The organism is Dellaglioa sp. CoH-55-MRSF-8, assembly GCF_056782195.1.
In genome coordinates, this window is record NZ_JBXAYH010000003.1 from 178,306 (window position 1) to 203,518 (window position 25,213).

Here is a 25,213-nt window from a genome sequence, read left to right on the forward strand (position 1 = left end):
AATAGATGAGAATAGTCTACTTTTATTGCATAACGGGTGAGAAACCAATATAATTAAAACTATTATATTAGAATAGACAAGGGGACCTTATCGTGAATATTGGAATTTTTACAGATACATATTTTCCACAAGTGAGCGGTGTGGCGACTTCAATAAAAACACTAAGAAACGAGCTCGAAAAAGAGGGACATACCGTCTATATCTTTACGACGACTGACCCACATGTTGATAAGACAGTATATGAACGTAATATTTTTAGATTCTCTAGTATTCCATTTGTTTCTTTTACAGATAGAAGAATTGCTGTTAGAGGCTTATTTCAAGCTTACCAAGTGGCAAAAGAACTAAATTTAGACGTTATTCATACACAGACTGAATTTTCTATGGGCTGGATTGGTAAATTTGTTGCAAGAAATTTAAAAGTTCCTTGTTTACATACCTATCATACAATGTATGAAGATTATTTACATTACATTGCCAATGGTAAGTTATTGAAACCATACCATGTTAAGCAAATGACAAAAACATTTGCATTCCATATGAGCGGGATTATCGCACCAAGTACACGCGTTCAGACGTTGCTACAGAAGTATGGTGTGAAATCAGAAATACGAGTTATCCCTACAGGGGTAGACATTTCTCAATTTGAACAAATTGAAACAGAAGATTATCGTTCTAAATTAGACATTTCTGAAGATCAACCAGTCATGCTTGCGTTAAGTCGATTGGCATTTGAAAAGAATACACAAGAAATTATTGATGGTATGCCAGCGATAATTAAAAAAGTACCGAATGTTTTACTCTTGATTGTAGGGGATGGTCCGGCACGTGAAACCCTTGAAGAGCAAACAGAAAGTTTAAATTTAAAGGACAACGTCAGATTTATTGGTGAAGTTGATAATGATGAGGTATTCCATTTTTATCAGTTAGCAGATTTATTTGTGTCTGCATCAGTAACAGAATCTCAAGGATTGACGTTTATCGAAGCTTTAGCTGCTGGAACACCGGTTATTGCTAAAACGGGTAAATATACTGACGAGTTAATGGAAAAACCAGAAGTTGGTAAAACTTTTTCATCTGAAACTGAAATGGTGACTGATATTATTGATTACTTAAATAGATGTCATGAAGAAGTTGATCCAGAGCCAAGATTAGAAAAGTTAAAAGAAATTTCAGCGGCAACATTTGGATCAAAAGTTGCTGAATTTTACCAAGATGCTCAAATTCATTATGTTGAAATAGAAGAAGAGGATGACGAAATCAGTCATCTATAAACGAATTTATTTTCAAAGGAGTTTCAACCATGCTATTAATTAACATGTTTTCTGCGGCCAATTCGGTTAAAGGACAAGGGGTCGGTAGCGCATATACCGAAATGATGAAGTTGCTCAAAGAACGCTTTCCAACTGAATTCAAAATTAGTGTGAATAAATATAGTCGCTCAGATATTAGTCATTACCATACCATCAATTTTCCTTATTACCTTTCGACTTTTATGCCAGGTAGAGGTAAAAAAATTGGCTATGTCCATTTTTTACCAGAAACACTTGAGGGAAGTGTTAAAATTCCACAACCTTTTAAAGCCATTTTTTATTGGTATGTAATTGCTTTTTATAAACGAATGGATCATATTGTCGTGGTTAATCCAAGTTTTATTCCAAAACTTGAAGCGTTTAAGATTCCAAAAGAACGCGTCACGTATATTCCTAATTTTGTTTCAAAAAAAGTTTTTTATGAAAAAACCGTGGAAGAAAAACAAGCTTTTAGAGATGCGTTAGGTATTCCAGCCGATAAATTTGTTGTTTTTGGTGATGGTCAAGTTCAAGAAAGAAAAGGTGTGCCCGATTTTATTAAGTTAGCTAAGCAAAATCCTGATATCCAATTTATTTGGGCCGGTGGCTTTTCATTTGGTAAGTTAACTGACGGTTATGCTGAATTAAAAAAAGTAGTTGATAATCCGCCTAGTAATTTAACGTTTACTGGGATTATTGATCGAGAAGCTCTAGTAAATTATTACAATATTGCTAACCTTTTCTTACTGCCATCTTTCAATGAATTGTTTCCAATGTCAGTATTAGAAGCATTTAGTTGTGGGACACCTGTATTATTGCGCGATTTAGATCTTTATAAAGCGGTTATTGAGGGCTATTATGATGCCGCGACAGATGTTAATGGTATGCAAATTAAATTGAGAAAATTAAAAGAAGATCCCAATGCGTTATCAGTTTTGCATGACAAAGCAGATCAGGCATCAGCATACTATTCTGAGGATAGATTGGCTGAAATTTGGCATCAATTTTACTTGGACCAGAGCAAAGAGGGCTAAAAGATGACTCGAAAAAACATAGGTTTATTGACGTTAATGGTTATAATTGGGATGGGGATATTCGCTTATTCTTTAAAAAATGTATCAATTCAGTCGCTCGTTAAAGCTTTAGTTAATATTAATATATGGTGGTTATTAGTAGCAGTATTTTGTATCTGTATGTACTTTGTCATTGAAGCATTTGTTGTTCAACGGTTCATGATAGGGCAACATAAAAAATTTACATTTAAGAATGCAATTCGTATTCCACTGATTGAACAATTATTTAATGGAATCACACCTTTTTCAACAGGTGGACAACCTGCACAATTGTTTGCGATGGCTCAGTCAGGTGTGGACGCTGGTCGTGCAAGTTCCATTTTATTAATGAAATTTGTCGTTTACCAGGCAATGATTGTTATTAATTTTATTGTTTGTTTACTAATTGGGTTTCAATACATTCAAGATAAAGTTAATTATCTAATGGTATTCGTGATTTTTGGATTTGTGATTCATTTAGCTGTGATTACTGCTTTGTTAATGATCATGTATTGGTATGGATTCACTAAAAAATTAGTGTATGTTTGTATGCTAGTTGTTAAGTTATTCGTTAAAGGGGATCGTTTTGATCGCTGGAATACAAGTATTTATTCAAAAATTGAAAACTTCCATAAAGAGAGTTTACGTATGAAGAATGAAAAGAAAATGATTTTTCACGTTTTTGTATTAACATTCTTCCAACTCGCGTTTTACTATTTAATTCCATACTTTATTATGTTGTCATTGGGATACACATCAGTGAATGTGATTATGATTACAGCACTTCATGTGCTTATTGTCATGGTAATTTCACTTTTCCCAATTCCGGGGGGAACTGGTGGTGCAGAATATAGCTTCGCGATTGTCTTTTCTAGTTTCATGACCAGTCACAGTAAATTGATTTTAGCCATGTTGTTATGGCGTATTTTAACTTACTATGTTGGACTATTTGCGGGAATGTTTGCTTTAGTTGTTAAACCAGATAAGGTAGAAGAAGTTGGAATTGAAGATTAAATAAATGAAATATGATAGTAACCATTGCTGATGATAGATTTTCTATTATTGGCAATGGTTTTTTTTGTGTTTTATAAGGAGAAGAACGTGTTTCTTTAAGCAATACTAAAATCGCTAATCAGTTTATTACTATTCAAAATAACGACAAAAAAGCACTGTCAAATGACAATGCTTTTATTAGTTAGCTTTTCAAAATCGTTAAATATATTGTGATAAAGCGTCTTTAACTTGCTCTTTTGAATGATAACCGACGAGTGTATCAACAACTTCGCCATCTTTTTTAATCATTAATGTGGGAATTCCCATGATACCAAAATCGTCAGCTGTTTTAGGATTTTGGTCAACATCCATTTTAGCAAATTTAACCTTGTCACCTATTTCTTGTTCTAATTCCTCAATTGCTGGTGATTGCATTTTGCAAGGGCCACACCATGTTGCCCAAAAATCCGTCAATGTTATACCTGAATCTGTAACTGTTTTGAAATTTTCATCTGTAATTGCTTGTACCATTTGAATTCCTCCTTTATTTATTTGAATATAATATCAGAGGAAATATAATTAGCCTAAATATATGCTTACAAAAAGTAAGTATAAAGAAATAACGCCGTATTTTTATTTATTTTGTGTCATGTAGTCATTCAAACGTTCCATCCCAAGCACTAAATTCTCCATACTAGAAGCGTAACTTAAGCGAACGTAACCTTGACCAGAATCACCAAAAGCAGTTCCTGGAATTAAGGCAAGTTTATTATTAAAAGCTAGTTCTTTACAGAATGCCATAGAATCTTGGTTATATCCTGCAGGAATTTTTGCGAAAATATAAAAAGCGCCACTAGGTTGTGCCATTTCAAAATGCATTTTTTTCATTTCAGCCATAACGAAATCACGGCGTTTTTTATATTCAACATTCATTATGCGACCATCGTCTTTACCGTCACGTAAGGCAGCAATTCCAGCACGTTGAGAAACACTTGTTGCAGAGGTTACTAAGTATTGATGAACTTTTTTTAATTCATCAGTCATCGCTTTGGGAGCAAGCAAGAATCCAATGCGCCAGCCAGTCATGGCATGCGATTTTGATAAACCATTAATTAGGACAGTTTGGTCACGGATATATTTTGCAATTGAGACATGTTCATGATCATAAGTTAATTCACTATAAATTTCATCACTAATTGCCCATAATTTTTGCTTTCTAATTTCATCAGTTATCGCAATAACTTCATCTTCGGTCCAAGAAATACCAGTTGGATTACTTGGATTAATTAGGATAATACCTTTAATATTTTCATTTGGATTATCTTTAACAGCTTGATTAATCATCTCAGGTGTTAATCTAAAGTTATTATCACGTGTGTTGATAAAAATTGGTTTAACCCGATTTAAAGTAATCAGTGGCATATAGCCAGGGTAGAGTGGCGTTGGGACAAGAACGGCATCGCCGGGGTTGAAGATAGTCTGTAAGGCAGTTGCGATGGCTTCAGTTGCACCAACTGTAACTAGAATTTCAGATTGTGCATCATAAGTAACGTCATATTTTTCATTAAAAAATTCACTGGCAGCTTCACGTAACTCAATATCACCAGCCATACCCATATAATGTGAGTAATTTTCATGAATGGCTTCGATGGCAGCTGCTTTAACATGATCGGGTGTATTAAAATCTGGTTCACCCATTGTTAATTTAATCATATCAGGAATTTGGCTCACTTCATCATCAAATTGACGAATATCTGAGACCTCTATTTTAAATACTTGATCGTTCAAATCTTTTCTAAATAAGCTCATTTTTATGCCTCCAAGTCTAATAACTAACAGTTTAGCATAAAAACAAGTTAAGAAACGATTATAATCTGCTTAATCAGGTGTAAATGTATAGAAAATTTGGTATTATTAACTATGATATTGAAAGGGGAACAACTATGAAAAATTCTCAGTTAGTAGCAATCATTAGTCGCTTAGAGGCTATGCAAAAAGAAGATAACGGCGAAATCCAAACAAGACACTTCGAACGTGAAGGTGTTGAAAAGGGAATCGTTGAATATGATCCAGATATGAAAGCATATACGTTAGAAGATTTAAGTAACCATACTAAATTTCCTTTCGATGATATTGATTTAATTGCAATGGAAGTTTACGACTTACTATTTAGTTAATCAATAACTGAAACATAGATTGAAAGACATTTTCGTGTTCTCGAAAACTGATCTTAAAAAATGGAGGCACTAAGATGCGGTCAACTTTAAAATATGTTCAGGATAAATTGAGCTCAAGATGGGGATTCCTCCTCTTGACGCTCGTTTTATTTTGGGCCAAAACAGTTGTTGCTTATGAAACCAAATTTACATTAGGTGCAACAGGTAGCATGCAACAATTTTTACTTTATATTAATCCAATACCAACAGCGTTATTATTATTTGGAATTGCAATCTACTTTAAGGGTAAAAAATCATATTGGATTTTGCTGATTGTTGATTTTATTCAAACATCATGGCTTTTTGCAAATATGGTTTATTATCGTGAGTTTTCAGATTTTCTTTCACTAGGAATTATCAAAAATTCAGGTTCAGTAGCTAATAATCTAGACAAGGGAATTGCCGGTATTTTACGACCAACTGATTTCTTTGTTTATATCGATATTATTATTTTAATTTTGATTCTTGTCTTTAAATTAGTCAAAATTGACTATAACCCAATTAAAAAGCGTTATGCTTTTATCCTGACTATTGCATCTGTACTTTTAGCTTTAGGGAACTTAGGTTTAGCTGAAAAGGATCGTTCTCAATTATTGACAAGAACTTTTGATAATAACTATATTGTTAAATATTTAGGCTTGAATTTCTATGCGGGATATAATGTTTATCAAACGCAAAAAGAAAGTGCGACACGTAAAAATGCCACTGCTAAAGATATGGATAAAGTTCTAAAGTATTTGGATAAAAATCGTTCTAATTCAAATATAAAGTATTATGGAAAAGCGAAGGGTAAAAATGTTTTTGTGATTCATCTAGAAAGTTTCCAACAGTTCATGATCGATTATAAATGGGATGGGCAACAAGTTACGCCTAACATTAATAAATATTATCATGATCAAAATACATTATCATTTGATAATTTCTTTAATCAAGTTGGACAAGGTAAAACGTCTGATGCTGAAATGATGTTGGAAGCATCCCTTTATGGGTTACCATCTGGTTCAGCGATGACGACTTATGGCACACAAAATACATTCCAAGCAGCACCCGCTATTCTTGATCAAAAAGGCTACTCTACAGCAGCTTTCCATGGTGACGTGGGTAGTTTCTGGAATCGTAATAATACTTATAAATCATTTGGTTACCAGTATTTCTTCAGTGAACCTTATTATGATGTCAAAGCTAACTATAAAGTTGGTTATGGGATGAAAGATAAGATTTTCTTGAAGCAATCGGTTAAGTATATTGAACAATTACCCCAACCTTTTTATGCTAAACTCATCACACTAACTAACCATTATCCATATGATTTAGATAGTGCGAATACGTCAATCAAAAAGACGGATACAGACGATAGTACGGTTGATGGTTATGTTCAAACATCTAAATATCTTGATCAATCATTCGGAGAATTCGTTAGTTACTTGAAGAAGAGTGGCTTGTATAAGGACAGTATGATTGTGATGTATGGTGATCACTATGGTATCTCTAATAATCATCCGAAAGCTATTGCACAGCTTTTAGGTAAAGACAAAGTAACAAGTTATGATTTAACGATGTTCCAAAAGGTACCATTTATGATTCATATGAATGGCCTTAAGGGCGGTATTAATCATACTTATGGTGGTGAAATTGATGTGCTACCAACTTTACTTGATCTATTAGGCGTTAAGAATACCGATACGGTTCAATTTGGTAATGATTTATTATCGAAAAATCGTAACCAAACGGTTGCCTTTAGAAATGGTGATTTCGTTTCACCAACCTTTACAAAAGTTGGAAATACCACGTATAACACTAAGACTGGTAAAGAAATCGAAAAACTAACGGCAGCACAACAAAAAGTTTATAACAAAGAATTAAAACATGTTACAACGTCATTATCATTATCAGATGAAGTTATTACGGGTGATCTATTAAGATTCTACGCACCAAGTAATTTCACTAAAGTAAATAAATCTGACTATAATTACAAGAAAAGTGACGCTCTTGAAACTTTGAAAAAAGCACAAGAGAAAGAAAAAACCAGTTTAATTGAACAACACGGTGGGGTATCTACCGAAAGTTTATTCAAAACTGATGCTCCAGAATTAAAATAACGATTGAAGTCATAACGTCATGTTATGGCTTTTTTTGTTGTAACCTTTACACAATCTTTACAATACCCCCACAGGACCTTTACATTAAAAATATAAACTTAATGTATAAGTTAAATATCGATATTTATGGAGGAAGTTACTATGAAAAAGGGATCTTTAGTAATGATTGGTGGAATTTTATCCATCATGTTATTAACTTTAACGGGATGTGAGACACAATCAAATTCAGGAAAATCGATTACAATTGTTGGATCTACAGCTTTACAACCTTTAGTTGAGGCAGCTGGTGAAGAATACGGGACTGAAAATGTTGGCGTCTTTGTTAATGTTCAAGGTGGCGGATCCGGAACAGGATTGAGTCAAGTTCAAGAAAAAGCCGTTAGCATTGGTAACTCAGATGTTTTTGCTGAAGAAAAATCAGGCATTAAGGCAAGTAAACTTGTAGACCATCAAGTTGCCGTTGTTGGAATTACGCCAGTTGTGAATAATGGTGTGGGCGTTAAAAACGTCTCAAAAAAACAACTTATAGATATTTTTACTGGTAAATTAACAAATTGGAAGCAACTAGGTGGCAATGATTTACCAATTGTCCTTTTAAATCGTGCATCTGGTTCGGGAACACGATTAACATTTGAAAAATGGGGATTAGAAGGTAAGCAAAGTAAAGATGCACAGGAACAAGATTCAACGGGAATGGTTCGACAAATTGTCGGATCGACACCTGGTGCAATAAGTTATATGGCTTTCTCATACGTTGATAAAACGGTCGATGTACTTTCTGTTGATAAAGTTAAACCAACTGAAAGTAATGTTGCCTCAAATAAATGGAAAATCTGGTCATACGAACATATGTATACGAATGGTGAACCCACGGGATTAACAAAACAATTTTTAACTTATATGATGTCAAATAAAATTCAAAAACAGGTTGTTAGTAAATTAGGTTATATTCCAACAACACAGATGCAAGTGAGTCGTTCGGTTGAAGGTAAAATAACACCAATTAAGAAGGGGATGTAGTTATGGATCCGATTCGTGAAAGTTTACTCAAAAAATCAAAAGCATCTAAACTAGAGATGCGCGGTAAAATAATTACTTATTTCTGTATTGGACTAATCGTCGCTATTGTTCTTGCTATCTTTTATTTCGTTGCTTCAAAAGGATTAGCAACGTTCTTTACTGATAAAGTATCAATTAAAGATTTTTTATTAGGAAAGAGTTGGAACCCTGGAACGCTTGATAAAGCAGGTAAGCCAGAAGTTGGGGCTTTACCAATGATTTCTGGATCATTCTTTGTCACTTTTTTATCAGCATTAATTGCAACACCTTTCGCTATTGGAACAGCTATTTTCATGGTTGAAATTTCACCAAATACGGGTAGCCGAATTTTACAACCGGTAACTGAATTATTAGTTGGTATTCCTTCAGTTGTTTATGGATTTATTGGTCTTTCAGTTGTGGTCCCATTTGTTCGAAGTATTTTTGGTGGAACAGGGTTTGGTATTTTATCTGGGACATTTGTGTTATTTGTTATGATTCTACCAACCGTTACGTCAATGACTGTTGATACTTTAAAATCTGTCCCACGTTATTACCGGGAAGCCTCACTGGCCTTAGGTGCAACACGTTGGCAAACAATTTATAAAGTTATTCTAAGAGCAGCAACACCAGGTATCATGACAGCGGTTGTTTTTGGTATGGCACGAGCTTTTGGTGAAGCCTTAGCCGTTCAAATGGTTATTGGTAATGCATCATTGATGCCATCAAGTTTAATTACACCATCATCAACTTTAACAAGTATTTTGACGATGGGAATTGGAAATACTGTCATGGGCTCATTAGAAAATAATGCGCTATGGTCACTTGCTTTAATTCTATTATTAATGTCATTATTCTTTAACATGGTTGTTAGAGTAATTGGTAAGAGAGGGGCGCTTAAATAATGAATCCTAAAAAAGTAGATAAAATCGCAACAAGTATTTTATATGGTATTGCCGGATTCGTCGTTCTTGTTTTAGCGGCCTTACTTGGCTATATATTGGTTAGAGGTGTGCCACATATCAGCTGGCATTTCTTAACATCACCCGCAAAATCATTTTCAAGTGGTGGTGGAGTAGGAATCCAATTGTTTAATTCCTTCTATCTATTATTATTAACATTATTGATTTCTTTCCCTATTTCATTGGGAGCGGGTATTTGGTTATCAGAATACGCTAAAAATAATTGGGTGACGACGGTTATTAGAACGTCTGTTGAAATTTTAAGTTCATTACCTTCAGTTGTTGTTGGGCTTTTTGGGTTTTTGATTTTCGTTGTCCAATATAATTTCGGTTTTTCAATTTTATCAGGTGCATTAGCCTTAACGTTCTTCAATTTACCTTTATTAACAAGATCAATCGAAGAGTCATTACGTTCTATCCCATATTCACAACGTGAGGCTGGCTTTTCGTTAGGATTATCGCGTTGGGAAACCGTTACGAGAGTTATTGTTCCAGATGCAGTACCTGGTATTTTAACGGGTGTTATATTGAGTGCCGGCCGTATCTTTGGTGAAGCAGCTGCGTTAATTTATACTGCTGGTCAAAGTGCGCCAGCACTAGATTTTACAAACTGGAATCCAGCTAATATTGCGAGTCCGTTAAATCCAATGCGTCCAGCTGAAACATTAGCTGTTCATATCTGGAAAATTAATTCAGAAGGTATTATGCCTGATGCATCAGCTGTTTCTGCAGGCGCATCAGCCGTCTTAATTATCGCAGTGCTTTTATTTAATTTCTTAGCTCGATTCGGTGGTAAAGCACTTTATCGTAAAATTACATCAAGTAAATAGATCATTAGGGGGTCAAAGAATATGGTAGAAAATAAAACTGAAAAATCTAGAATTATGACCTTCAATGAAGATAAACATGAGATAGCTTTAGAAACCAAAGATTTACATGTTCATTATGGTTCTAATGAAGCAATTCGAGATGTTAGTTTACAATTTGAACGGTTTAAAATTACAGCTTTAATTGGGGCATCTGGTTCTGGTAAATCAACTTATCTTAGATCGTTGAATCGTATGAATGATGGGATTGCTGATGTAACAGGACAAATTATTTACCGTGATTTAGATATAAATAAAGATAATGTTGATATTTATGAAATGAGAAAACATATTGGAATGGTATTTCAACGACCTAATCCATTTTCAAAATCAATTTATGAAAATATAACGTTTGCTTTGAAACGTCATGGGATGAAAGATAAGCAGTTACTTGAAGAACGCGTTGAAAAATCACTTAAACAAGCTGCACTTTGGGATCAAGTTAAAGATGATTTGAATGTGAGTGCGTTATCATTGTCTGGTGGACAACAACAACGTTTATGTATCGCTAGAGCGATTGCTATGGAACCTGACATCTTATTGTTAGATGAACCAGCTAGTGCGTTAGATCCAATTTCAAGTCGAATTGTTGAAGAATCACTTTTAGAACTGAAAGAAAAGTACACGATTGTCATTGTGACACACAATATGCAACAGGCTTCACGTATTTCAGATTACACAGCATTTTTCCATTCAGGAAATGCGGTAGAATATGATAAAACAACAACTATTTTTACGCGACCAACAATTAAACTAACGGATGATTATGTTTCAGGAAACTTCGGTTAAGGGGGAAAGGCCAAATGACTAAAATAATTGAAACAAATGATGTTCATTTGTATTATGGTAAGAAAGAAGCCCTCAAAGGAATTAATCTTGATTTCAATGAAAAAGGGATTACCGCTTTAATCGGTCCATCTGGTTGTGGTAAATCAACATATTTAAGAACGTTAAATCGCATGAATGATTTAATTCCAGGTGTAACCATTACAGGTACAGTTAAATTAAAAAATGAAGATATTTACGGTCCTAAAATGGATACCGTAAGATTACGCAAAAATGTTGGGATGGTTTTCCAACAACCTAATCCATTTCCATTTTCAATTTACGAAAATGTTGTATATGGTTTGCGATTAGCTGGCGTTAAAGATAAAGCAATCCTTGATGAAGCTGTTGAAAAAAGCTTGAAACAGGCTGCTGTCTGGGATGATGTAAAGGATGATTTGGGTAAAAATGCGCTTGCGTTATCTGGCGGACAGCAACAACGTGTCTGTATCGCTCGAGTCTTAGCGGTTGAACCTGAGGTCATTTTACTGGATGAACCAACAAGTGCTCTGGATCCTGGTTCAAGTAGTAAAATTGAAAATATGTTGCTAGAATTGCGTGAAAAATATACTATTATAATAGTGACTCACAATTTACAACAAGCTTCTCGAATTTCAGATCGAACTGCCTTCTTTTTAGAAGGTAATTTAATTGAAGTTGCACCAACTAAAAAATTATTTACGCAGCCTGTACAAAAAGAAACGGATGACTACATTAGTGGTCGATTCGGTTAAGAAAGGGAGACAAAATAATGCGATTACTTTTTGATGAAGAACAAGAAAAGCTACACATTAGATTTAGCGAAATGGGTATGATGGTTAGTGAAGCCATTCATAAATCTGTCCGTGCTTTCATTAATCATGATAAAGAGTTGGCCCATGAAGTTATCGTTGGCGATTACAAAATTAATGAACGCGAAATGAAGTTAGAAAAACAAACGTTAGAAATGATTGCATTGTATCAACCTGTTACAAGTGATTTAAGAGATATTGTGACTGTTTTAAAAGCTATTTCTGATTTAGAACGAATGGGAGATCACGCTGTAAGTATTGCGAGATCAACGATTCGTGTTAAAGGCAATCCTAGGGTAACGGAGATTGAAGATGAGATCGGAATTATGGGCGACCACGCACGTAAGATGGTTGAAGAAGTCCTCACAGCTTATATTAGAAAAGATGCCGAAAAAGCTCGTAAAGTTGCTAATTTAGATCTTGAAGTTGATGAATATTTCACGACAATATATGACCAGTGTATCCATGAAATGAAAACGAATCCCGAAACAGTTGTGGGAAGTGCTGACTATTTGATGGTTGCCACTTATCTAGAACGAATTGGCGATTATGTTACAAATGTGTGTGAATGGGTTGTTTATTTAAAAAATGGCCGAATCACTGAATTGAATCCTGGTAAATCAGAGTTAGAAAAAGAAAATGAATAAGGCACTACTCATTTAATAACTAACAATTTCGCGATTGTTAGTTATTTTTAATTTAAACGTTAAAATTTAAGTAAATAACGCTCGTTAAAATTGTAAAATGAGTACGATAAGAAGTACAATAATGATAGATTATTCTGAATGGAGGAACTACAAAATGAAAACAAATAAAAAATTCACAAAATCAACTAATAAAATTATCGCGGGTGTCGCAGCTGGACTTGCCGAATATATAAATTGGAATCCAACACTCGTTAGATTTTTATTTTTAATGCTAATCTTCGCAACAAAAGGCGTATTTATACTTGTCTATATCTTGTTAGCAATTAGCTTACCAGGGAAAAAACGTTCATTTACTAGTTCTTTTGAGCAGTTTACATCTAGTACTGGACAACGGACTAGCTCATCAAGTAAGAGTGGCCGTAAAATTATTAAAGATGTAGAAGTTACAGACGATAAATAATATTAATGATGAGGTGAAGATTCATGGGATTTTGGCAGCGCGTATTAATTAATGCCATACTGTTTTTGGCAATATCTGGTTTTTTTCCAGAGACTTTATTTGTTAAAAGTATCTGGGTTGCATTAATCGCCAGTTTTGTACTGGCCGTACTAAATATGCTAGTTAAACCGTTTTTAGTGATTTTATCACTGCCGGTAACTATTTTCAGTTTAGGATTTTTCTATCTGATTATAAATGCATTTATGTTACAAATGACGTCATTTTTTGTGGGTAATGAATTTAAATTTTCGAGCTTTTGGGCGGCATTTATCATCTCAATTGTGATGAGTATTGCTAATACAATCGTAACAAATTACTTTATTAGAAATAGACAATAGGGGGCATTAAGATGGCCAATGAAGTTTCAGTTAGAAATTTAGTAGATGCAATGGGATTAACTGTTTTAATTGGGAAAGAATACTTGGATGATAAAAAAATTACAACAAGTGATATTTCACGTCCTGGTCTAGAATTAACCGGGTATTTTAATTTTTATCCGAAAGAACGTATTCAATTATTTGGGATGACAGAACATGCTTATGCAAATGGACTGACTCCTGAAGATAGGCAGAATGTGATGAATCAATTAGCAACAGAACAAACACCATGTTTTGTTGTTTCAAATGATTTGGATGTGCCGCTAGAATTATTAGCTATCGTCAAAGAAAGACATATTCCAGTTCTAATTTCAAAACTAACAACGTCACGTCTATCTTCTAATATGGTTAACTTTTTGGAAGCTAAATTAGCTGAACGCCAGTCAATACATGGTGTTTTAGTTGATATTTATGGTCTTGGGGTCATGATTACAGGTGATTCTGGTGTTGGTAAATCAGAAACAGCGCTTGAATTAATTAGACGTGGACATCGGTTAATTGCAGATGATCGTGTTGATGTTTTCCAACAAGATGAGGAGACACTTGTTGGTGAGGCACCTGCAATTTTAAAACATTTACTTGAAATTCGAGGTATCGGTATTATCGATATCATGAACTTGTTTGGTGCAGGAGCTGTCCGTAATGACACTGATATTTCACTAATTATTCATCTAGAAAACTGGACTCCTGATAAACAATTTGATCGATTAGGTAATAATGATGAATTTGTTAAAATATTCAATGTGAATGTGCCAAAAATTTCTGTACCTGTTAAAACAGGACGTAATTTGGCCATTATCATTGAAGTCGCAGCAATGAACTTCCGTGCAAAAACAATGGGTTATGATGCTACTAAAGCATTTGAAGCTAATCTAAATGGCTTAATCCAAACAAATTCAAAAAAAGATTAAGGATTGGACGAGAGTAAATTGAATTATTTATTAGGTGCGTTGAATCCCATCGCAGTTAAATTAGGACCTATTGAAGTTCGTTGGTATGGTGTAATAATTGCGAGTGCAGTAATTCTAGCAGTTATTTTAGCCATTCTTGAAGGCAAAAAAATAGGAATAAATGAAGATACCATATATGATATGGTTCTATGGGCGTTGCCAATTTCAATTGTTTCTGCGCGACTCTATTACGTTGTGTTCGAGTGGTCTTATTACGCTCAACATCTCAGTGAAGTTTATCGAATTTGGGATGGTGGTATTGCTATCTATGGTGGGTTAATAGGCGCAATTATTACAGTGATTATTTTCTGTCAGCGTCGCCATTTGTCAGCATGGTTAATGTTTGATCTAGCGGCACCACTTGTGCTACTTGCGCAATCAATCGGCCGTTGGGGTAATTTTATGAACCAAGAAGCCCATGGTGGAAAAACGACGTTAGAGGCATTGCAAAATTTACATTTACCTGAATTTATTATTAACCAAATGAACATCAATGGCACCTACTATAAGCCAACATTTCTATACGAATCATTGTGGAGTTTTGTTGGATTCTTAATATTAATTGCCTTGAGACATCGAGTACACCTTTTCAAACGTGGAGAAATACTATTTGCATATCTAACTTGGTATTCATTTGGTCGTTTCTTTATCGAAGGAATGAGAACAGATAGCTTAATGTTATTTTCAACAATTCGTGTTTCTCAACTTCTCTCATTAGTGATTTTTATTGGATCAATTAGTTGGTTATTATTGAGAAGATATTGGGAACCGCAAAATCAATGGTATTTAGACGGACAATTGAAATAAAAATTTCTCATAGTTAATGCTATTAGAGGTAAAATTTGGTATGATTAGAATGAATAAATTTTGAAGGAGATTATATAATGACAAAAAAAGTAGCAGTATTAGGCGCCGGTTCTTGGGGTAGTATCCTTGCCGATATCCTAACTGAAAATGGTCATGACATCAGACTTTGGTCAAATGTTCCAGCACAAGTAGCAGAAATGAATGAGTTCCATACAAATAAGCATTACTTGGAAGATTACACTTATTCTAAAGACCTACATGCATATGAAGATTTAAAAGAAGCTTTGGATCAAGTTGACGCTATTTTATTTGTTGTTCCAACAAAAGCAAGCCGTATTGTTGCTAAACAAGTAGCAGCAATTTTAGAAGAAACAGGTAACAAACCAATTATTATTCATGCAAGTAAAGGACTAGAACAAGTCACACACAAACGTATTTCAGAAGTTATTGAAGAAGAAATTCCTGCTGACATTCGTGGTAGTGTTGTTGTCTTCTCTGGCCCAAGTCATGCTGAAGAAGTTGCAAATCGTGATTTAACAACAATTGTTTCAGCAAGTACTGATCCTGAAGCTGCAAGTTTTGTTCAAGATCTCTTTATGAATAAATTCTTAAGAATCTACACAAATAACGATGTTATCGGTGTTGAAATGGGCGCAGCTATGAAGAATATTATCGCCGTTGGTGCTGGTATGCTTCATGGTATGGGCTATGGCGATAACGCTAAAGCAGCTTTGATTACACGTGGATTAGCTGAAATTGCTCGTTTAGGGACATCATTTGGTGCTAACCAATTAACCTTTATGGGACTTTCTGGTGTTGGTGATTTAATCGTTACAGCTACAAGTGTTCATTCACGTAACTGGCGTGCTGGAGACCAATTAGGTCAAGGTAAATCATTAGATGCTGTTGTTGCTGATATGGGTATGGTTATCGAAGGTGTTGGTACTGCTAAGGCTGCTTATGAATTAGCACAACAACAAGGAATTGATATGCCAATCACAAATGCAATTTATGACGTTTTATACAATAATAAAGAAATTAAATCAGTGATTGAAGCTTTGATCAATCGTGAAGGTAAATCTGAATTAGCAGAATAAAAGGGGATTAGACTATGCAAAAAGTTAAAAAAGCCATTATTCCGGCTGCTGGACTAGGGACTCGTTTCTTACCAGCAACTAAAGCGATGGCAAAAGAAATGCTCCCAATTGTTGATAAACCAACGATTCAATTTATTGTTGAAGAGGCGCGTCAATCGGGTATTGAAGATATTTTGATTGTTACGGGTAAAGGTAAGCGACCAATTGAAGATCATTTTGATTCGGTGCCAGAACTGGAAGCGAATTTAGCTGCAAAGCATAAAGACGAATTATTAAAATTAGTTGAAGAAACAACGGATATTAATTTGTATTTTGTTCGTCAATCTCATCCACGAGGTCTTGGCGATGCCGTTTTAATGGCTAAAGACTTTGTTGGGGATGAACCTTTTGTTGTCATGTTAGGCGATGATTTAATGGAAGATAAAGTACCATTAACGCGTCAACTCATGAATCGCTTTGATGAGACACATGCTTCAACTTTAGCGGTGATGAAAGTCCCTCATGAAGAAGTTTCAAAATACGGTGTGATTAATCCTGAATTAGAAGTTAAACCTGGATTATTCAATGTTAAAAACTTTGTTGAAAAACCTACACCTGAAGAAGCACCTAGTGACTTGGCTATTATTGGACGTTACTTATTAACACCTGAAATTTTTGGTATCTTAGAACATCAAAAACCAGGTGCTGGTAATGAAATTCAATTAACGGATGCCATCGATGCATTGAACAAGGTGCAACGTGTTTTCGCTCATGAATTTAAAGGAACCCGATACGATGTTGGCTATAAATTTGGCTACTTAAAAACAAGTATTGAGTATGGTTTGAAACATAAAGAAGTTAAAGATGAATTAAAAGAATATTTGAAGACTTTAGGCGCAAAATTAATTGCAGAAGATACAGCAAAAAATAAGTAGCCTAATTCTTACAGTAAAGCAGGTTTCAAGTTCAACTCACTTGGGACCTGTTTTTGATGTTAAAGCAATTAAATAGACAAAAAAAGTAACATAGGGTATTGTTGAATTACTTACTAAAAGAAAGAAGGTTGAACTAATGACAAAAAAATATGATGTTGTTGTGATTGGTGCTGGGCCCGGTGGAATGACTGCCGCACTCTATGCATCACGTGCAAATCTATCGGTTTTAATGATTGATCGTGGGATTTATGGTGGCCAAATGAACAATACGGCTGAAGTTGAAAATTATCCTGGATTTAAATCAATCTTAGGCCCTGATTTAGCAAAAGAAATGTACGAAAGTTCGACACAATTTGGTGCAGAATATGCATACGGTAGTGTAACCGATATTACAATTGAAGGCGATACTAAACTCATCACAACAGATAATGATGTTTTTGAAACAAAAGCTTTAATTATCGCAACTGGATCAGAATACAAAAAATTGGGTGCTGAAGGCGAAGATACCTTTAGTGGCCGAGGTGTATCTTACTGTGCAGTCTGTGATGGTGCTTTCTTCAAAAATCGTGAAGTCATCGTTATCGGTGGCGGTGATTCAGCAATCGAAGAAGGTTCTTATTTATCAAAATTAGCTTCAAAAGTGACGGTAATTCATCGTCGTGACAAATTACGCGCTCAAAAAATCTTACAAGATCGTGCCTTTGCGGATGATAAAATATCTTTTGTTTGGGATACTAATGTCACAGAGATTGTTGGTGACGATCGTAAAGTAACTGGCGTTAAAGTAACGAATAATAAAACAGGTGAAACATCTGAAATTCCTGCTAGTGGTGTCTTCATTTATGTTGGTGTTAAACCAATGACAACAGCATTCACAAAGCTTGGAATTACTGACGATTATGGTTGGATTCCAACTGACGAAAATATGCTAACAAATGTACCAGGTATTTTCGCAGTTGGTGATGTGCGTAAGAAAGAATTGCGTCAAATTACAACTGCAGTTGGTGACGGTGGTATTGCTGGACAACAAACATTTAGTTACCTTGAATCATTAAATGATGCAGAATTAAGTTAAATTATAGAATAAGCCTTTTGAGGCTTATTTTTTTATTTACTTGACTTTATGTGCATGTGAACATTATAATAATCTAATCCGCTTATGAAAAAAATTAAACATATGCGTAAATTTAAGTGAGAAGAGAGTTAGAATGACAAACAAAAAAAGAAACACAATTGGTGCTGTTTTATTAATTGCGACTTTTGCCGCTTTATTAAATCAAACATTGATGATTACAGCATTACCAAAATTAATCACCGTTTTAAATGTTAACCTTGCAACCGCACAATGGTTAACGACGGGTTATGTTTTAATGGTCGGAATTTCGACACCATTATCAGCAATTTTATATGAAAAATATTCAACAAGACAAATATTTGTCGGTATTATGGTTGTCTTTTTAATCGGAAGTATCGTTGCATCAAGTGGCGCTAATTTTTGGGCAATCTTAATTGGTCGCTTAATCCAAGCTGCTGCCGGTGGCGTATTGACTACATTTACGATGATTAGTGTCATTGCAATTAACCCAATTGAACGCCGTGGCGTTGTAATGGGACTTGCTATGCTTGTTATCTCAGCTGCTCCAGCAATTGGACCAACTTTATCAGGTATTATGATTACATTTTTACCATGGAGAGCATTATTTATTTTCATTATTCCAATCATGTTAATTTTATTAATTGTTGGGGTTTGTATTTTACCTAACTATTCAGAAAAGACAGATGTTAAAATTGATTTTAAATCATTCTTCTTATCACTAGTTGGACTTGCTACAATTTTAATTGGTATTTCAATTATTGGAGACCAATTATTAGTTGCACTTGTCCTTATTGTGATTGGTGTTTTAGCATTAATCTATTTTGGCCGTCGTCAATTAGCTTTAAAAGAACCATTTTTAAATATTCGAATTTTCAAAGTACGTTCATTCTCAACTATGATTGCATTAATTATGTTAGTTTTTGGTATTTTAATGGCAACAGAATTAGTTATGCCAATGTTCTTAGAAAATAATCAACATTTATCAGGAATGACTGCTGGATTAATTATGTTACCGGGTGCTGCAATTAATGCTATTATTTCACCTATTGTTGGTAACCTTTATGATCAATACGGTTATAAAAAAATATTTATATTTGGCTTTTTGATGTTGATGATTTCAGTACTACCAATGTTATTCTTAACAATTGAATTTCCTGTTTGGTTATCAGTTGTTACTTACGCTATTCGATTAACAGGGGTTGGTGCTATTATGGCTCCAGCAACAACAGAATCTTTAAAAGATTTAAATCCAATGGAAATAAATCATGCAACAACATTAACGAATACATTAAGACAAGTTAGTGGTTCATTATTTAATACCGTTATTATTGTTATTGCTAGTATTCCTGCATCATTTGTTGTTGGATACAAATATTCAATGATCTTTATCATGGTTGTCTCAATTGTAATTGGACTAGTTGGACTAATCTATTTCAGAAAAACAAGTAAAGCTTAAGGAGTTTTGAGATGCAAAATATGAATGGAAATTCTTTTTACGATACACATGAAGTTGAGAAATTAACAACAATTTACAACAGAATGATTCGATTAAGAATAAATGATACGTTAAAAGGGTTTGAACTTTCTGAGAGTAACTTTTTTTACGTGTTGTTAGTTTGTGAGTCACCTGGCGTTAGTCAGGATGAGCTAATCCAAAATATTTATCGGGATCACAGTGTTGTGACACGTGCTATCTCAAAATTAATTAAAGATGGTTGGCTTGAAAAAAAAATGTCGTCCGCAGATAAACGACGGACTGAACTTTATCCTACAGCAAAAGCGATTAATAATTATCAAGATATTTTTGATAGAATTACAGTCGTTAATGATGAAAGTATATCGGTGCTTAGTGAAGAAGAAATTAAGCAATTTGAGCATATTTTGGAAAAGGTAATTAAATCAGGAATTGAACGTGAGCGACTTGCTGGAAGAAAGATATCAGAATTATTCTGATATCTTTTTTATTATCCTGAATAGTAAGCGCATTTATTGTATAATAGTAATATTATATGAATGGGAGTGATATTTTGACTTGGGAAGATAATTATTTAACTTGGTTAAATGAAGAAACACTAGACGCAACATTAAAAAATCAGATTGTTTCGCTTAAAAATAATCAAGAAGATTTAAAAGAATCTTTTTACCAACCAATGGAATTTGGAACTGCTGGTATGCGTGGCTTGATGGGTCCTGGTATTAACCGGATGAACATCTACACGATTCGTCAAGCAACTGAAGGATTAGCTCGCTTTATGGATACGTTAGATGATGCAACTAAAATGCGCGGTGTCGCAATTAGTTATGATTCGCGTTACCAATCACAAGAATTTGCGATGGAATCAGCTAAAGTTTTAGGCGCACATGGTATTCCAAGCTTTGTTTTTGAAAGCTTACGTCCCACACCAGAATTATCGTTTGCAGTCCGCCATTTAGCTACTTACGCCGGAATTATGATAACGGCTAGCCATAATCCTAAACAATATAATGGCTATAAAATTTATGGTGAAGACGGTGGCCAAATGCCACCTAAAGAATCAGATATGATTACTGGTTTTGTTCGCGAAGCTGATGATTTATTTGCCATTAAAGTAGGTGATGAGACAGTATTAAAAGCTGATAAAACACTCCAAATTATTGGTGAAGAAGTTGACGCTGCGTATCTTGCTGAAGTTAAAAAAGTGACAATTAATCAAAAATTAGTTGATGAAGTTGGTGCTTCAATGAAACTTGTTTTCACACCACTTCATGGAACAGGTAAAATGTTGGGTGAACGTGCTTTGAAACAAGCTGGATTTGAACAATTTAAGATTGTGCCTGAACAAGCTGAAGGTGATCCTGAATTCCCAACAATCAAGTTACCTAACCCAGAAGACGCACCAGCATTTGATTTAGCTATCAAATGGGGTCGACGTGAACATGCTGATTTATTAATCGCTGTTGATCCAGATGCTGATCGTATGGGTGTCGCTGTACGTCAAACTGATGGTGAATATAAATTATTAACAGGTAATCAAATTGCTGCTCTAATGTTCAATTATATTTTAACTGCTAGCGAAGAAGCAGGAACTTTACCCGCTAATGCCGTTGGCGTTAAATCAATTGTATCAAGTGAACTTGCAACTAAGATTGCTGAAGCACATCATGCTAAAATGATTAATGTCTTAACAGGATTCAAATTTATTGCGGAACAAATTCAAAACTATGAAGAAACAAATGAACATACCTTTATGTTTGGTTTTGAAGAAAGTTATGGTTACTTAATTCGTCCTTTCGTTCGTGATAAAGATGCTATCCAAGCATTAGTAATGTTATCTGAAGTAGCTGCTTACTACAAACAATTTGATAAAACATTGTCAGATGGATTAGATGATTTATTTAAAGAATATGGTTATTACGCTGAAAATACTAAAGCGTTAACGTTTGAAGGTATTGAAGGTGTTCAAAAAATCAAAGATTTAATGACAATCTTCCGTGATGACGCACCTAAAGATTTTGCTGGCTATAAAGTCGCTAAATTAGAAGACTTCACAACGGGTATGGCGCAATTAGCTGATGGATCATCTGAAGAAATCGGATTACCAACTGCAAATGCGTTGAAATATATCTTAGAAGATGGTTCTTGGATTGCAATTCGTCCTTCAGGGACTGAACCAAAAATTAAATTCTACGTGGGAACGCAAGCTGAAACTGATGAAAAAGCACAAGCTAAGTGTCTTGCATTTGAAGAAGCAATTATGGCAATTGTCAACGCCTAACTAAAAAAGTAGTGCTAAATTTACATTTAGCACTACTTTTTTTGACCTTAAATGGGTTACAAAATTTATAAGCAAATAAAACAGTATTTTGTAAACAACTTTTTAAGATTTATTATTTTCTTTCAGGGCTGATTAACTTGTTTAGTTTCTATTTATTCATTTTTTTCTTTTTAAAGCGGTGATAAAGGTAGGCGATTCCAAGAAAGTAGATGGAAGCGAGTAGGGACGACACGGGGAGAACGCTAAAGATAGTCGGTGGAACAATCATTGCAAGCAATGGAAAGGCATAAGCGGCTGGAATTTTAACTTTGAAAAGATGGAGTATACAAAAAACGAGAGGCATAGTGATTAAGGCGACAACAACATTGGAATCGATTACCATGCAGGCGAGAACACCGATCGTTGCTGAAAGCGTCAAGGCAGTAACCTGTTTGAACACCATTTTTGCCGGATACATCGGCTTTTGTAGCACCTCGAAAAAAACGACAAGAATCGGTGGAATAGCGGCCATCAAAGGCTTTCCAGCAATCGTCACGAGACCAACCCAAATGAGTGAAGAAACGAGAAATAAAAGCATAGCCTGATAGTTAAGGTTTGTTTTTTTTGCGTAGTTTTGATCGAGTTTACGGCCTTTAACGACAATCATCTCGATGAAAGTGAAAATGATGATGGCAATGATGAATGAATATTTGGACGCATTAACGATGATTGGCAAGAGACCTGTAGCCAATGAAGGCGCCAGTGCCGATCGGGTTACCACTAATAGAAAGACCATGATGGCGATCATTAGGCAGATTTTAATTGTGTAAGAAATCTCAAGTAAATTGATGCCAAAACCGATAATTGCGGTGACAGAAGGCAGCAAAAAAAGATTAAACGAACGATCTAACCAATTGGCTTCGTGGTAAATCCACAGTCCAACTGTTAACGCGGCGATTTCAGGTAAAATAATTTCTGAATCATGTAAAAGTGACGCGGCTTGTACCATGATTAAAATCAAGATAAAACCGGTTAAGTATTCAACGGTTTTATTGGCTAAAAACTTCAAAAAAATGTCCTCCTTAAATATAAAGCATGAAAATAAGCATAACATAAAAAAGTAAGGTAAAGTTGCGCGACGTGTTCCAATTGATGTATCAAGCGTTTGCAATGTGAATCAGTTTATTTTTTTGTTAAAAGTTGATGATACTTGAATTAACTTTTCCATATGTGGTAAGATTGTAAAAATTTATATAAAAAATGAGAGGGAGCTGTTAATTATGGGAATGCATCAATACCTACAAAGTTTAAGTAATTTAGAAACGTTAAAACGAGCACCAGGATATTTTAAATATGAAGATCATTCGGTAGCGGAACATTCATTCAAAGTAACAGAAGCTGCTCAATTTTTAGGTGATGTTGAAGAAAATGCAGGAAATACGATTGATTGGCGCATGTTGTATGAAAAAGCGTTGAATCATGATTATACAGAACGATTCATTGGTGATATTAAAACACCCGTTAAATATGCAACAACAACGCTAAGAGAAATGTTAGCAAATGTTGAGGAATCATTATCTGAGAATTTTATTGTGAACGAAATTCCAGAAGAATTCCAAGATGCCTATCGTCGTAGATTATCAGAAGGTAAGGATGATACTTTAGAAGGTAAAATCTTGTCTGTAGCTGATAAATTAGATTTATTATATGAATCATTTGGCGAAATTCAAAAGGGTAATCCTGAATCAGTTTATACTGAAATTTATCAAGAAAGCTTAAAAACGATTCTTGAATTTTCAGATTTAGCGAGTGTTCAGTATATTCTACAAGAAATTCTTCCAGAATTATTAACGGAAGATTTCACAGATAAAGATAAAATTAAAAAAATAACCTTGGATATTATTAAGAAATAGAGTACACATAGGTTAAGGATTGCGTTGTATGCTAGAATAATGCATACAAGGTAGTCCTTTTTTGCTTAAAGAATAGGGAGAAATTAATGAAAACGGCAATTGTAACAGATAGTGCGTCATATATTGATCCAAAAGTAGCCAAAGATAAAAATATTATTGTTGTACCAATCACGGTTATTTTTGGGCAACAGACTTATTTAGAAGATGTGGAAATCTCTGCTTCAGAATTTTATCAAAGAATGAAAGATACGGATAAGTTACCCACAACGTCACAAGTCACAATGGGACAAATGCAAAGTGTCTTCGATAAATTAATTGAAGAGGGATTTGATGAAGTAATTTCAATTCATCTATCAACAGGTATCACAAGTTTTGTGGATAATTTACGTGCTTATTCAAAAACTGTGGAAGGAATTACGGTATATCCGATTGATTCTAAAGCAGCAAGTTCAGCAGAAGCCTTTCTTGTATTAAAAGCTGCTCAATTAGTGGCGCAAGGTGAGCATGCAGACACGATTGTACCTAAAATAGAAGCAATGCGTGAAACGGTGGGTATTTTCTTTGTTGTGGATAACTTGAGCCATTTACTTAGAACGGGCCGTATGACGAATGGTGCTGCGTTTGTGGGTAACTTATTACAAATTAAACCAATTCTGACCTTTAATCATGAAGGTCAAATTATCCCTTTAACTAAGGAACGGACAAAGAAGCGTGCTTTTCAACGGGTAATGGCAGATTTTTCTGATGCGATTAACTCAGTTGATTATCCAATTCGAGTAAGTATCGTTGATGCGAACAATCCTGAAGAGAGTACAAAATGGGTCTCATTTATTAAAACCAACTATCCTAATATTCCAGTTGAGGTTAGTCATATTGGGCCTGTTATTGGCGTCCATACTGGAGAAAAAACAATGGGTCTTATTTGGGGTCGTGATTATTTAGTTGATTAAGTTATTCTGAAAAAATAAGTGAGATAACGTGCGAAAGTATGTTCGGTATGCTAATATAATTAGTAGAGAATAATCATTTTTAAATGAGCCTGGGT

General features: G+C 34.5%; 26 protein-coding genes. 23 read left to right on the plus strand and 3 right to left on the minus strand.

Features of this window, described 5'->3' with window-relative positions; genetic code table 11:
* Nucleotides 1–92: 92 nt before the first annotated feature.
* The 3 genes from AC1RPW_RS04585 to AC1RPW_RS04595 are packed head-to-tail and all read left to right on the plus strand — an operon-like array spanning nucleotide 93 to nucleotide 3,358.
* Complete coding sequence (locus tag AC1RPW_RS04585; protein WP_481761501.1) at nucleotides 93–1,274, plus strand: glycosyltransferase family 4 protein; 1,182 nt, start codon at nucleotides 93–95, stop codon at nucleotides 1,272–1,274.
* A 29-nt stretch (nucleotides 1,275–1,303) separates the two neighbouring features.
* Nucleotides 1,304–2,326 (plus strand): glycosyltransferase family 4 protein, encoded by a 1,023-nt coding sequence (locus AC1RPW_RS04590; RefSeq protein WP_481761500.1) that lies wholly within the window; start codon nucleotides 1,304–1,306, stop codon nucleotides 2,324–2,326.
* 3 nt (nucleotides 2,327–2,329) lie between these two features.
* Complete coding sequence (locus tag AC1RPW_RS04595) at nucleotides 2,330–3,358, plus strand: lysylphosphatidylglycerol synthase transmembrane domain-containing protein (protein ID WP_481761499.1); 1,029 nt, start codon at nucleotides 2,330–2,332, stop codon at nucleotides 3,356–3,358.
* Nucleotides 3,359–3,556: 198 nt separating this feature from the next.
* Here AC1RPW_RS04595 and trxA read toward each other — a convergent pair whose 3' ends face one another.
* Nucleotides 3,557–3,868: a thioredoxin gene (gene trxA / locus AC1RPW_RS04600; protein ID WP_481761498.1), complete on the minus strand. Its 312-nt coding sequence runs from the start codon at nucleotides 3,866–3,868 to the stop codon at nucleotides 3,557–3,559.
* A gap of 102 nt (nucleotides 3,869–3,970) precedes the next feature.
* Complete coding sequence (locus AC1RPW_RS04605; RefSeq protein ID WP_481761497.1) at nucleotides 3,971–5,146, minus strand: pyridoxal phosphate-dependent aminotransferase; 1,176 nt, start codon at nucleotides 5,144–5,146, stop codon at nucleotides 3,971–3,973.
* A gap of 134 nt (nucleotides 5,147–5,280) precedes the next feature.
* Here AC1RPW_RS04605 and AC1RPW_RS04610 point away from each other — a divergent pair, with 134 nt between their 5' ends.
* The 18 genes from AC1RPW_RS04610 to AC1RPW_RS04695 all read left to right on the plus strand — a co-directional run bounded on the left by AC1RPW_RS04610 (nucleotide 5,281) and on the right by AC1RPW_RS04695 (nucleotide 22,276).
* On the plus strand, nucleotides 5,281–5,514 hold the full coding sequence (locus AC1RPW_RS04610; protein ID WP_409022166.1) for a YkuJ family protein: 234 nt from the start codon (nucleotides 5,281–5,283) through the stop codon (nucleotides 5,512–5,514).
* 74 nt (nucleotides 5,515–5,588) lie between these two features.
* Nucleotides 5,589–7,652, plus strand: a complete 2,064-nt coding sequence (locus AC1RPW_RS04615) for an LTA synthase family protein (protein WP_481761496.1) — start codon at nucleotides 5,589–5,591, stop codon at nucleotides 7,650–7,652.
* A 141-nt stretch (nucleotides 7,653–7,793) separates the two neighbouring features.
* Nucleotides 7,794–8,672: a phosphate ABC transporter substrate-binding protein PstS family protein gene (locus AC1RPW_RS04620; protein WP_481761495.1), complete on the plus strand. Its 879-nt coding sequence runs from the start codon at nucleotides 7,794–7,796 to the stop codon at nucleotides 8,670–8,672.
* Between the two features lie 2 nt (nucleotides 8,673–8,674).
* The gene (pstC, locus tag AC1RPW_RS04625) at nucleotides 8,675–9,595 is read left to right on the plus strand and encodes a phosphate ABC transporter permease subunit PstC (RefSeq protein WP_409022169.1); all 921 of its coding nucleotides are present in this window, start codon (nucleotides 8,675–8,677) and stop codon (nucleotides 9,593–9,595) included.
* Nucleotides 9,595–10,482, plus strand: coding sequence for a phosphate ABC transporter permease PstA (gene pstA, locus AC1RPW_RS04630; protein WP_481761494.1), 888 nt, complete (start codon nucleotides 9,595–9,597; stop codon nucleotides 10,480–10,482). The genes pstC and pstA overlap by 1 nt, the downstream gene beginning before the upstream one ends.
* Before the next feature lie 21 nt (nucleotides 10,483–10,503).
* Complete coding sequence (pstB, locus tag AC1RPW_RS04635; RefSeq protein WP_481761493.1) at nucleotides 10,504–11,307, plus strand: phosphate ABC transporter ATP-binding protein PstB; 804 nt, start codon at nucleotides 10,504–10,506, stop codon at nucleotides 11,305–11,307.
* A gap of 14 nt (nucleotides 11,308–11,321) precedes the next feature.
* The gene (gene pstB / locus AC1RPW_RS04640) at nucleotides 11,322–12,077 is read left to right on the plus strand and encodes a phosphate ABC transporter ATP-binding protein PstB (RefSeq protein ID WP_409022172.1); all 756 of its coding nucleotides are present in this window, start codon (nucleotides 11,322–11,324) and stop codon (nucleotides 12,075–12,077) included.
* A 17-nt stretch (nucleotides 12,078–12,094) separates the two neighbouring features.
* Nucleotides 12,095–12,781: a phosphate signaling complex protein PhoU gene (gene phoU, locus AC1RPW_RS04645; protein WP_481761492.1), complete on the plus strand. Its 687-nt coding sequence runs from the start codon at nucleotides 12,095–12,097 to the stop codon at nucleotides 12,779–12,781.
* Between the two features lie 154 nt (nucleotides 12,782–12,935).
* Complete coding sequence (locus tag AC1RPW_RS04650; RefSeq protein ID WP_409022174.1) at nucleotides 12,936–13,241, plus strand: PspC domain-containing protein; 306 nt, start codon at nucleotides 12,936–12,938, stop codon at nucleotides 13,239–13,241.
* Nucleotides 13,242–13,264: 23 nt separating this feature from the next.
* On the plus strand, nucleotides 13,265–13,618 hold the full coding sequence (locus AC1RPW_RS04655) for a phage holin family protein (protein WP_481761491.1): 354 nt from the start codon (nucleotides 13,265–13,267) through the stop codon (nucleotides 13,616–13,618).
* 11 nt (nucleotides 13,619–13,629) lie between these two features.
* A complete protein-coding gene (hprK, locus tag AC1RPW_RS04660; protein ID WP_481761490.1) occupies nucleotides 13,630–14,568 on the plus strand; it encodes an HPr(Ser) kinase/phosphatase in 939 nt (312 codons plus the stop codon).
* 18 nt (nucleotides 14,569–14,586) lie between these two features.
* A complete protein-coding gene (gene lgt / locus AC1RPW_RS04665; protein ID WP_481761489.1) occupies nucleotides 14,587–15,414 on the plus strand; it encodes a prolipoprotein diacylglyceryl transferase in 828 nt (275 codons plus the stop codon).
* Nucleotides 15,415–15,491: 77 nt separating this feature from the next.
* Nucleotides 15,492–16,511 carry an NAD(P)H-dependent glycerol-3-phosphate dehydrogenase gene (locus AC1RPW_RS04670; protein ID WP_481761488.1) on the plus strand — a complete coding sequence of 340 codons (1,020 nt, stop codon included), beginning with the start codon at nucleotides 15,492–15,494 and terminating at the stop codon, nucleotides 16,509–16,511.
* A 14-nt stretch (nucleotides 16,512–16,525) separates the two neighbouring features.
* On the plus strand, nucleotides 16,526–17,425 hold the full coding sequence (galU, locus tag AC1RPW_RS04675) for a UTP--glucose-1-phosphate uridylyltransferase GalU (protein ID WP_409022179.1): 900 nt from the start codon (nucleotides 16,526–16,528) through the stop codon (nucleotides 17,423–17,425).
* 136 nt (nucleotides 17,426–17,561) lie between these two features.
* Nucleotides 17,562–18,500 carry a thioredoxin-disulfide reductase gene (gene trxB / locus AC1RPW_RS04680; protein ID WP_481761487.1) on the plus strand — a complete coding sequence of 313 codons (939 nt, stop codon included), beginning with the start codon at nucleotides 17,562–17,564 and terminating at the stop codon, nucleotides 18,498–18,500.
* A gap of 133 nt (nucleotides 18,501–18,633) precedes the next feature.
* Nucleotides 18,634–19,977 carry a DHA2 family efflux MFS transporter permease subunit gene (locus AC1RPW_RS04685; protein WP_481761486.1) on the plus strand — a complete coding sequence of 448 codons (1,344 nt, stop codon included), beginning with the start codon at nucleotides 18,634–18,636 and terminating at the stop codon, nucleotides 19,975–19,977.
* Between the two features lie 11 nt (nucleotides 19,978–19,988).
* On the plus strand, nucleotides 19,989–20,474 hold the full coding sequence (locus AC1RPW_RS04690; protein ID WP_481761485.1) for a MarR family winged helix-turn-helix transcriptional regulator: 486 nt from the start codon (nucleotides 19,989–19,991) through the stop codon (nucleotides 20,472–20,474).
* Nucleotides 20,475–20,548: 74 nt separating this feature from the next.
* The gene (locus AC1RPW_RS04695) at nucleotides 20,549–22,276 is read left to right on the plus strand and encodes a phospho-sugar mutase (protein ID WP_481761626.1); all 1,728 of its coding nucleotides are present in this window, start codon (nucleotides 20,549–20,551) and stop codon (nucleotides 22,274–22,276) included.
* Between the two features lie 148 nt (nucleotides 22,277–22,424).
* On the opposite strand, the gene AC1RPW_RS04700 is transcribed toward AC1RPW_RS04695, so the two are convergent.
* Nucleotides 22,425–23,324 carry a hypothetical protein gene (locus tag AC1RPW_RS04700; protein ID WP_481761483.1) on the minus strand — a complete coding sequence of 300 codons (900 nt, stop codon included), beginning with the start codon at nucleotides 23,322–23,324 and terminating at the stop codon, nucleotides 22,425–22,427.
* A gap of 211 nt (nucleotides 23,325–23,535) precedes the next feature.
* Between AC1RPW_RS04700 and AC1RPW_RS04705 the strand changes: the two genes are divergently transcribed.
* Nucleotides 23,536–24,168: a YfbR-like 5'-deoxynucleotidase gene (locus AC1RPW_RS04705; RefSeq protein ID WP_409022185.1), complete on the plus strand. Its 633-nt coding sequence runs from the start codon at nucleotides 23,536–23,538 to the stop codon at nucleotides 24,166–24,168.
* A gap of 86 nt (nucleotides 24,169–24,254) precedes the next feature.
* Nucleotides 24,255–25,118, plus strand: a complete 864-nt coding sequence (locus tag AC1RPW_RS04710; RefSeq protein WP_481761482.1) for a DegV family protein — start codon at nucleotides 24,255–24,257, stop codon at nucleotides 25,116–25,118.
* Nucleotides 25,119–25,213 lie beyond the last annotated feature (95 nt).

What these genes read in the sequence shown, in the direction of transcription:
- AC1RPW_RS04705 (WP_409022185.1), top strand. Translation starts at nt 23,536, where the DNA reads ATGGGAATGCATCAATACCTACAAAGTTTAAGTAATTTAGAAACGTTA.
- AC1RPW_RS04605 (WP_481761497.1), bottom strand. Translation starts at nt 5,146, where the DNA reads ATGAGCTTATTTAGAAAAGATTTGAACGATCAAGTATTTAAAATAGAG.
- galU (WP_409022179.1), top strand. Translation starts at nt 16,526, where the DNA reads ATGCAAAAAGTTAAAAAAGCCATTATTCCGGCTGCTGGACTAGGGACT.
- hprK (WP_481761490.1), top strand. Translation starts at nt 13,630, where the DNA reads ATGGCCAATGAAGTTTCAGTTAGAAATTTAGTAGATGCAATGGGATTA.
- pstB (WP_409022172.1), top strand. Translation starts at nt 11,322, where the DNA reads ATGACTAAAATAATTGAAACAAATGATGTTCATTTGTATTATGGTAAG.
- pstC (WP_409022169.1), top strand. Translation starts at nt 8,675, where the DNA reads ATGGATCCGATTCGTGAAAGTTTACTCAAAAAATCAAAAGCATCTAAA.
- AC1RPW_RS04650 (WP_409022174.1), top strand. Translation starts at nt 12,936, where the DNA reads ATGAAAACAAATAAAAAATTCACAAAATCAACTAATAAAATTATCGCG.
- AC1RPW_RS04690 (WP_481761485.1), top strand. Translation starts at nt 19,989, where the DNA reads ATGCAAAATATGAATGGAAATTCTTTTTACGATACACATGAAGTTGAG.
- AC1RPW_RS04670 (WP_481761488.1), top strand. Translation starts at nt 15,492, where the DNA reads ATGACAAAAAAAGTAGCAGTATTAGGCGCCGGTTCTTGGGGTAGTATC.
- AC1RPW_RS04615 (WP_481761496.1), top strand. Translation starts at nt 5,589, where the DNA reads ATGCGGTCAACTTTAAAATATGTTCAGGATAAATTGAGCTCAAGATGG.
- pstA (WP_481761494.1), top strand. Translation starts at nt 9,595, where the DNA reads ATGAATCCTAAAAAAGTAGATAAAATCGCAACAAGTATTTTATATGGT.
- phoU (WP_481761492.1), top strand. Translation starts at nt 12,095, where the DNA reads ATGCGATTACTTTTTGATGAAGAACAAGAAAAGCTACACATTAGATTT.
- AC1RPW_RS04685 (WP_481761486.1), top strand. Translation starts at nt 18,634, where the DNA reads ATGACAAACAAAAAAAGAAACACAATTGGTGCTGTTTTATTAATTGCG.
- AC1RPW_RS04610 (WP_409022166.1), top strand. Translation starts at nt 5,281, where the DNA reads ATGAAAAATTCTCAGTTAGTAGCAATCATTAGTCGCTTAGAGGCTATG.
- trxB (WP_481761487.1), top strand. Translation starts at nt 17,562, where the DNA reads ATGACAAAAAAATATGATGTTGTTGTGATTGGTGCTGGGCCCGGTGGA.
- AC1RPW_RS04595 (WP_481761499.1), top strand. Translation starts at nt 2,330, where the DNA reads ATGACTCGAAAAAACATAGGTTTATTGACGTTAATGGTTATAATTGGG.
- AC1RPW_RS04590 (WP_481761500.1), top strand. Translation starts at nt 1,304, where the DNA reads ATGCTATTAATTAACATGTTTTCTGCGGCCAATTCGGTTAAAGGACAA.
- AC1RPW_RS04620 (WP_481761495.1), top strand. Translation starts at nt 7,794, where the DNA reads ATGAAAAAGGGATCTTTAGTAATGATTGGTGGAATTTTATCCATCATG.
- AC1RPW_RS04710 (WP_481761482.1), top strand. Translation starts at nt 24,255, where the DNA reads ATGAAAACGGCAATTGTAACAGATAGTGCGTCATATATTGATCCAAAA.
- AC1RPW_RS04655 (WP_481761491.1), top strand. Translation starts at nt 13,265, where the DNA reads ATGGGATTTTGGCAGCGCGTATTAATTAATGCCATACTGTTTTTGGCA.
- trxA (WP_481761498.1), bottom strand. Translation starts at nt 3,868, where the DNA reads ATGGTACAAGCAATTACAGATGAAAATTTCAAAACAGTTACAGATTCA.
- pstB (WP_481761493.1), top strand. Translation starts at nt 10,504, where the DNA reads ATGGTAGAAAATAAAACTGAAAAATCTAGAATTATGACCTTCAATGAA.